Source organism: Streptomyces oryzae (genome assembly GCF_017676365.1).
GTDB classification, from domain to species: Bacteria; Actinomycetota; Actinomycetes; order Streptomycetales; family Streptomycetaceae; genus Streptomyces; species Streptomyces oryzae.
Window position 1 is genome coordinate 1 of the sequence record NZ_JADKMA010000276.1, and the last position, 7047, is coordinate 7047.

Below are 7047 nucleotides of genomic sequence, written 5' to 3' on the forward strand. Positions count from 1 at the left end.
CCCGCCCGCCCACGGAAAGGCCGCAACATGACAGGTAGCCCCGTCGGTCCCGGCAGCGCCGACATCGTCATCTGCGAACCCTTGCGCACCCCGATCGGCCGGTTCGGCGGCGCGCTGGCGGGGCAGCGCCCGCAGTCGCTGGCGGCCCTGCTGATCTCCGAGATCGTCTCGCGTACGGGTATCGACCCGGAGCGCGTGGACGAGGTGATCCTCGGCCACGCCTACCCCAGCTCGGAGGCCCCGGCCCTGGGCCGGGTCGCGGCGCTGGACGCGGGGCTGCCGCCATCGGTGACGGGCACTCAGGTCGACCGGCGCTGCGGTTCGGGGCTCCAGGCGGTGCTGGACGCCGCGATGCAGATACGGGCCGGGTTCAGCGAGGTCGTCATCGCGGGCGGCGCCGAGGTGATGAGCGCGGCGCCGTACTACACGCACGAGGGCCGCTGGGGCATCAAGGGCCCTGGCCTGACGCTGCACGACTCCCTCGCCCGCGGCCGGATCACCGCGGGCGGCGAGAACCATCCGGTGCCCGGCGGGATGATCGAGACGGCGGAGAATCTGCGCCGGGAGTTCTCCGTCGGCCGCGAGGAGCAGGACGCGCTGGCGCTCCGCTCCCAGCAGCGCGCCGGACGGGCGCTGGCCGAGGGCAGGTTCGAGGCGGAAACGGTGCCGGTGACCGTACGGACCCGCAAGGGCATCACGCGGGTCGAAACGGACGAGCACCCCCGCCCTGACACCACCGCGGAACAGCTCGCCGCGCTGCGGCCCGTACGGCTCGAGGAGGATCCGGAGGCCACCGTGACCGCCGGGAACGCCAGCGGCCAGAACGACGCGGCGGCAGCCTGCCTGGTCACCGCGGCCGGCACCGCCGAACGGCTGGGGCTGCGGCCGCTGGTGCGGCTGGTCTCCTTCGCCCGGGCAGGCGTACCCGCCGGGACGATGGGCCTGGGCCCGGTGCAGGCCACCCGGGACGCGCTCGCCAAGGCCCGGCTCGGTCCGGCCGACCTGGACCTCATCGAGCTCAACGAGGCGTTCGCCGCACAGGTCCTCGCCTGCACCCGGGCGCTCGGGCTGACCGAGCGGGACCACGAGCAGCGGATCAACGTCAACGGCTCCGGGATCTCGCTGGGCCACCCCGTGGGCGCCACGGGCGCACGCATCCTGGCGACTCTGGCCCATGAGATGCGGCGCTGCGGCGCCCGTTACGGCCTGGAGACCATGTGCATCGGCGGCGGCCAGGGGCTGGCCGCCGTCTTCGAGCGCGTCCCTGACGCGGGGTGACCTCGGAAGGGGCCTAGCGGCCGGCGAGGCGCCGGACCGGCTCCGTCGGTTCGTCGTCGGGCAGCTCGTCGGCGATCTGCCGCAGCATGTCGCGGGTCTGGGACGGCGGCATCGAGCGGGTCACCAGCCGGTCGGTGACCCGGCGGTAGGCTTCGATGTCGGCGTCGTCCTCGAGGTAGGTGGCGCTGTGCAGCTGCTCCAGGTAGACGACGTCGGGCAGCTCGCCCTCGGGCAGCCGCAGCAGCGTGACGGGGCCTCCCGCTGCTGCGTGTCCGCCCGCGCTGAACGGCATGACCTGCACCGTCACATGCGGCAGTTCACTCATCGCGCACAGGTGCCGCAGCTGGGCCCGCATCGTCGCGGCGCCGCCGACGGGGCGGCGCAGCGCGGCCTCGTCGATGACGGCCCACACATGCGGTGCGCGGGGACCGTAGAGGATCTGCTGGCGCTGCATCCGCAGTTCGACACGGCGCCGGATGCCCGCCTCGGGCTCCTCTTCGCGTACCAGTTCGATGACGGCGCGTGCGTACTCCCTCGTCTGGAGGAGACCGGGCACGAACTGCACCTCGTAGGTGCGGATCACGCTGGCCGCCTGCTCCAGCCCCAGGTAGGTGTGCAGCCAGTGCGGGACGACCCCTTGGAAGTCGTGCCACCAGCCGGGGGTGTTGGCCTGCTGGGCCAGCGCGGTCAGTACGGCGCGCTCGCTCTCGTCCGTGACGCCGTAGATGGTGAGCAGATCCGCGACGTCCCGCAGGGCGCAGCCGATGCGGCCCTGCTCCAGGTCCTGGATCCGCTGGTGGGTGACCCGGATGGCCTCAGCGGCCTCCCGGCGGGATATGTACTGTGCCTCGCGCAGCCTCCGGAGCCGGATTCCCAGCACCATTCTGGGCACCGCGGGGGAAGCGGCGCCTCCTTCCGTCGTACCGTCCTGCACGGCGTCTCTGGCGGCAGGCTCACCGCCAGTGACGTCAGTGATGCGCATACCGCTGCTCCCGTACCGTAGCCGCATTGGTCTCGCCACCTTCCAAGTTTCCCTCCCCGCTCCGATGTGGCCTCATTGGGGTACTGCCCAACTAGCCCTGAAGTCAGGCACGTCGTACCCAGGCTTCTTGCCGATGGCACATCCCGGACCGGTTACGGAGTCCCTGCGCACGGCGACTTGCCCTGATCGCGAACGGAGAGTAAACGCCTCGTGCATGGGAACGACACGGCGGACGCCGGCCACCGGGACGGATGCGGCAGCGCACACCACAGCGGATATGACGGACCATCCGGACCGGCGGCGGGACGGGGACCCCTGGCGCGCCCAGGAGCGGGCCCGTGCCGCCGCGGCACGGCTGGCCCGCGCCGGGGTGCACGGCACCGCGCTCACCTGGGTGGACAACGCGGGGCTCACCAGGGTCAAGGCCGTACCGGCGAACCGGCTGCCGCAGGCCGTCGGCGCAGGCGTGGGCATGTCCCCGTGCTTCGACGTCTATCTGGTCGACGACTCCATGACGGCCAGCGAGCACATCGGCGGCCCCGACGGGGATCTGCGGCTGGTGCCCGACCTGGACCGGCTGACCGTGCTCTCGGCGCAGCCCGGCTGGGCCTGGGCGCCGGTGGACCGCTATGAGCAGGACGGCCGTCCGTACGCGGCCTGCCAGCGGGGGTTCGCCCGGCGGATGGCCGAACGGGCACGGGCCGAGCACGGCATCGAGCTGCGCGCCGGGTTCGAGACCGAGTGGGTGGCCGTGCAGGGCGAACTGCCGGGAGCGGGCGGCGAGCCCGCTTATCCGACGCGGGGCCCGGCATACGGCATGGCGCGGCTGGTGGAGACCTCCGACTATCTGCGGGACGTCCTGGCGGCGCTGACGGCGCAGGGCGTCGAGGTGCTGCAGATCCACCCCGAGTACGCCGCGGGTCAGTTCGAGGTCTCCGTCGCACCGTCCGACCCGGTGGGCGCCGCTGACCTGGCGGTGCTGGTACGGGAGACCGTGCGCGCGGTCTCGCTGCGGCACGGGCTGACCGCGTCGTTCGCGCCGGTGGTGGACCCGTCCGGGGTGGGCAGCGGCGGGCATCTGCATCTGAGCCTGTGGCGGGAGGGCCGTAACCTGTGCGCGGGCGGCGAGGGTCCGTTCGGGATGACGCGGGAGTGCGAGGCGTTCCTGGCCGGGGTGTTGCGGGAGCTGCCCGCGCTGCTGGCGCTCGGTGCCCCCTCCCCCGCCAGCTATCTGCGGCTGCGCCCGTCGCACTGGGCGGGCGCCTTCCAGTGCTGGGGCCTGGAGAACCGGGAGGCGGCGCTCCGCTTCATCACGGGCAGCGGGTCCGCCGCCGACACCGCCAACGCCGAGGTCAAGTGCGTGGACTCGGCGGCCAACCCGTATCTGCTGGTGGGCGGCGTCATCGCGGCGGGGCTCGCCGGTCTCGCCGAGCTCACCGGTGCCGACCCGGCAGCGGCCCGGCTGCCCGAGCCGGTGGCCGGCGACCCGGTGCACAGCGACCCAGCGCCGCGGCGGCTGCCGGGCTCGCTCGGCGAGGCGCTGGCGCACTTCGACAGCTCCACGGCGCTGCGCCGGGCCCTCGGCGAGCCGCTGTTCTGCGCCATCCGCGCGGTGCGCGCGGGCGAGATCGAGCTGTTCGAGGGGACGAGTGAGCAGGAGATCGCCGCCGCGACCCGGGGGAGGTACTGAATGCCGGTGCCCGTGCCGTCCGTGCCCACGTTCCCCGCGTTCCCGCCGCTGGTCGACCAGCACTGCCATGGAGTGCTCAGGGCCGGCCCGGAGCCGGCGGCGTTCGAGGGGTTTCTGACGGAGGCCCACGTCCCGCAGCGCCCCGCTCCGGCCCCCGGCTCCTCGCCCGGAGACACCGGCGCCCCGTTCAGCTACTTCGACACCCAACTGGGCTTTGCCGTCCGGCGCTGGTGCGCGCCCGTGCTCGGCCTGGAGCCGCACTGCGAGCCGGCGGCCTATCTGCGCCGGCGTACCGAGCTGGGCACCACCGAGGTGACCGGCAGACTGCTGCGCGCCAGTGGTATCTCCGCCTTCCTCGTGGACACGGGGCTGCCAGGCCCGCTGCTCACCCCGGGCGAGCTTGCCGAGACCGCGGCGGCGGAGGCCCATGAGATCGTCCGCCTGGAACGGCTGGCCGAGCGGGCCGCCGACACCGCGCGCGACACCCACTCCTTCCTGGCCGAGGTGTCCGAGGGGGTACGCGGGTCGGCACGCACCGCGCGCGGCTTCAAGTCCGTGGCCGCCTACCGCTGCGGCCTGGACCTGGCACCCACTCCTCCGGCCACCTCGGAGATCTACGCCGCCGCCGACCGCTGGCTGGCCTCCAGGGCGCGGGGCAGCAGGCTCTCCGACCCGGTGCTGGAGCGGCATCTGCTGTGGTCGGCCGTACGGACCGGGCTGCCGCTGCAGTTGCACACCGGCTTCGGCGACCCGGATCTGCGCCTGGACCGCTGCGATCCGCTGCTGCTGACCGACTTCATCCGCGCGGCAGCCCCCTACGGCGCCCCGCTGGTCCTCCTGCACTGCTACCCCTACCACCGCGGCGCCGGTTATCTGGCCGCTGTCTTCCCCCACGTCTACGCCGATTTCGGGCTCACCATCCCGCACACCGGCGCCCGCGCCCGCCACGTGCTCGCCGAACTGCTGGAGCTCACCCCCTTCGGCAAACTCCTCTTCTCCACCGACGCCTACGGCATCCCGGAGCTGTACATGGCCGGCGCCCAGCTCTTCCGCAAAGCGCTGACCTCCCTGACGGAGGAGTGGGTGCGACGGGGCGAGTGGTCACCCCCGGACGCCCGAAGAGTGACGGCCATGATCGCAGGCGGCACGGCGCAGCGGCTGTACGGGCTGTGCTCGCGCCTCCGCGGTTCTCCCGTCGCAACGGCAAGGCGCGCAGCTTACGCCGACGACGGTGCCGGGCTCTCGGCAACCACGCGAGAAGGGTGTGCCCCCTCGCCGGCGAGAAATCGCCGGCGAGGGGGCACCGTCGAGCACAGACCTCAGCCGATGTTCACGTCGACGCACGCGTAGAACGCGTTCGCGGTGTCGGCGACGTTCCACACCGCCAGCACGGTCTGGCGGCCGGAGAAGTTGCCGAAGTCGACGTTGTGCGACAGCTGCGAGGGGGGCTGCTCCCCGCCCTGGTCGAACTCGGCGATCTTCTGGCCGTCGATGAAGTACTGCCAGGTGGTGGTGCGGTGTGCGGCGGTCAGCGTCCAGTTGAAGGTGGCGGACTTACCGACGTTCGCCACGTTCCAGCCGTGGTTGTCGTCGCGCAGCTCCGCCCACTCGTCGTGGCCGCCCGCGCAGTCCTGCAGACCCTTGGGGCCCTCGACGCTCTGCGGCTCGTACTTGATGGAGCCGCATTCGACGACTCCGGCAGCGCACTGGGCCTGCCGGCTGGCGGGGTCGCTGATGTAGCCGTGTGCGCTGGCCGGGGTGACGGAGAGGCCGAGGACGAGCAGGGGTGAGAGTCCGGCACCGATGAGCGCGGCCAGCTTCCTCTTTTTGTGCATGTCAACTCCTTCGGCGGCAGGACCGGCACGCCACGGCGCACGCACGCCGAGGCACACCTCGGCCGGTCCCGGTGGGGGCACATCCGATTGGTCTAGACTTTAACCACTGTCTGTCCACGGTCAAGACATCGGACACAGCTGATGCCGACCGCGCCGGGCCGCCGGTCGTCGGGGGCTACGCAGCGCGGGTGAGCACCAACACCGCCATGTCGTCCTGCCGCTGACCACCCGTCCACTCCGTGACCGCCTTCACCAGCGCGTCGGCCAGTTCGTCCGCGCGGCGCAGACCGGTACTTCCGAGGCCCCACTGGACGTCGAAGAACTCGCCCGCGCCGTTGCGGGCCTCGGTCACCCCGTCGGTGACCATCACCAGTGAGTCGTGGGGCGCGAACGGGAAGGTCTCCTCGACCGGCGCGCCGTTCGGGGAGTCGAGCCCGGTGGACAGCGGCAGTTCGGGGTGGGTCGGCTCCAGACAGGTGACGTTGCCGTCGTGCAGCAGATAGGGCGGCGGGTGGCCCCGGTTGAGCACGGTGATCGTGTCGCCGCTGGGCGGAATCTGGACGAGCAGCGCGGTGACGAACCCCTCGATGTCGTCCTCCGTGTCCTGGCGCCGCTCGCCCTCCCTGTCCAGGGCCCGGTCGAGCCGGTCGGCCAGGTCGTGCAGGGTCGGGGCGTGCTCGGCCGCCTCCCGGAAGGCGCCGACCGCGACCGAGACGGCGGAGACGGCGGGCAGCCCCTTGCCGCGCACGTCGCCGATCATCGCCCGGATGCCGAACGGCGTCTCCTGGAGCGCGTACAGATCCCCGCCGATCGCGGCCCCGATCTGGGCCGCAACATAGCGGTCGGCGACGGTGAGCGGTCCCACGTCGGTGGGCGGCGCGGGCAGCACCGCGCGCTGTGCCGCCTCGGCGACGTTCAGCGCGACGGCCAGATTGCGGCCCTGCCGGTCGACGAGCCATTTGATCCAGAGGCCGACCAGGCTCACGGCCAGCACTGCGGCCACATCGATGAGCAGCGCCGAGCTTTCGCGGCCCTTGTATCCGCCCGCGCCCGCCGTGGCCAGGCCGGCCGCGACCCCGAACAGCACGCTGGCCCTGAAGGAGTAGCTCATACCCGCAACCATCGCGACGCAGGCCAGCAGGGGCAGCCCGTAGTACGGCTTGGGCGCGAACACGTTCACCGCCACGCCTCCGAGCAGCAGCAGCGGCGGTGCCGCATACGGCACTCTGCCCAGTCCATCCGCGGGGCCGCCCACCCAGCCC

6 protein-coding genes are annotated in these 7047 nt (G+C 72.6%); 3 read left to right on the forward strand and 3 right to left on the reverse strand.

Annotated elements, in window-relative coordinates; all coding sequences use genetic code 11:
* Positions 1-27: 27 nt before the first annotated feature.
* Positions 28-1278, forward strand: a complete 1251-nt coding sequence (locus tag ITI46_RS32115; protein WP_209243466.1) for an acetyl-CoA C-acetyltransferase — start codon at positions 28-30, stop codon at positions 1276-1278.
* A 13-nt stretch (positions 1279-1291) separates the two neighbouring features.
* On the opposite strand, the gene ITI46_RS32120 is transcribed toward ITI46_RS32115, so the two are convergent.
* Positions 1292-2260: a Sco1979 family transcriptional regulator gene (locus ITI46_RS32120; protein WP_247746920.1), complete on the reverse strand. Its 969-nt coding sequence runs from the start codon at positions 2258-2260 to the stop codon at positions 1292-1294.
* Positions 2261-2537: 277 nt separating this feature from the next.
* Between ITI46_RS32120 and ITI46_RS32125 the strand changes: the two genes are divergently transcribed.
* Both ITI46_RS32125 and ITI46_RS32130 read left to right on the forward strand, forming a co-directional pair.
* Complete coding sequence (locus tag ITI46_RS32125; protein ID WP_247746921.1) at positions 2538-3950, forward strand: type I glutamate--ammonia ligase; 1413 nt, start codon at positions 2538-2540, stop codon at positions 3948-3950.
* The gene (locus tag ITI46_RS32130) at positions 3951-5300 is read left to right on the forward strand and encodes an amidohydrolase family protein (protein ID WP_209243468.1); all 1350 of its coding nucleotides are present in this window, start codon (positions 3951-3953) and stop codon (positions 5298-5300) included.
* On the opposite strand, the gene ITI46_RS32135 is transcribed toward ITI46_RS32130, so the two are convergent.
* Positions 5270-5785, reverse strand: a complete 516-nt coding sequence (locus tag ITI46_RS32135) for a lytic polysaccharide monooxygenase auxiliary activity family 9 protein (protein WP_209243469.1) — start codon at positions 5783-5785, stop codon at positions 5270-5272. The two genes, ITI46_RS32130 and ITI46_RS32135, sit on opposite strands and share 31 nt — an antisense overlap.
* 175 nt (positions 5786-5960) lie before the next feature.
* Positions 5961-7047: PP2C family protein-serine/threonine phosphatase (locus tag ITI46_RS32140; protein WP_307808413.1), on the reverse strand; the 1087-nt coding region annotated here is incomplete at its 5' end.

What these genes read in the sequence shown, in the direction of transcription:
- ITI46_RS32115 (WP_209243466.1), top strand. Translation starts at nt 28, where the DNA reads ATGACAGGTAGCCCCGTCGGTCCCGGCAGCGCCGACATCGTCATCTGC.
- ITI46_RS32120 (WP_247746920.1), bottom strand. Translation starts at nt 2,260, where the DNA reads ATGCGCATCACTGACGTCACTGGCGGTGAGCCTGCCGCCAGAGACGCC.
- ITI46_RS32125 (WP_247746921.1), top strand. Translation starts at nt 2,538, where the DNA reads ATGACGGACCATCCGGACCGGCGGCGGGACGGGGACCCCTGGCGCGCC.
- ITI46_RS32130 (WP_209243468.1), top strand. Translation starts at nt 3,951, where the DNA reads ATGCCGGTGCCCGTGCCGTCCGTGCCCACGTTCCCCGCGTTCCCGCCG.
- ITI46_RS32135 (WP_209243469.1), bottom strand. Translation starts at nt 5,785, where the DNA reads ATGCACAAAAAGAGGAAGCTGGCCGCGCTCATCGGTGCCGGACTCTCA.